1 rRNA gene is annotated in these 388 nt (G+C 41.0%); it reads left to right on the top strand.

Annotation, left to right across the window (positions count from 1 at the left end):
• The first annotated feature begins 272 nt into the window (after positions 1 to 272).
• A 5S ribosomal RNA gene (gene rrf / locus H5116_RS20140) occupies positions 273 to 387 on the top strand.
• The last annotated feature ends 1 nt before the right edge of the window (position 388 follow it).

The following is a 388-nucleotide window of genomic DNA, read 5'->3' as shown; positions in this document are numbered from 1 at the left end:
GGCAAGATGTGGAAGTGGTGTGAGCCATTAAGCTAACTTGTACTAATTACCCGTGAGGCTTAACCATACAACGCCAAACGCGTTTTATGCGACAGTTTGACAGAAGTTAATATGACTAAAGTAGAAATTACTTAGAAAAACTTAAAAAATATTATCAGATATTTTCCAAATTCAAGAGGTGGCTCTTAGCGCGTAGCGTTAAAGTTGAGGCACCTTGCGTAAAGAAAATGGTAGCACTACGTGCTTGTCATTCATTCTTTGCACCTAATTTGCTTGGTGACAATAGCGTTTTGGACCCACCTGACTCCATGCCGAACTCAGTAGTGAAACGAAACAGCGCCGATGATAGTGTAGCATTTGCTATGTGAAAGTAGGACATTACCAGGCT

This window comes from Pseudoalteromonas sp. SG45-2 (genome assembly GCF_014164115.1).
Lineage (GTDB): Bacteria > Pseudomonadota > Gammaproteobacteria > Enterobacterales > Alteromonadaceae > Pseudoalteromonas > Pseudoalteromonas distincta.
This window is presented reverse-complemented; position numbering and strand designations above follow the sequence as displayed.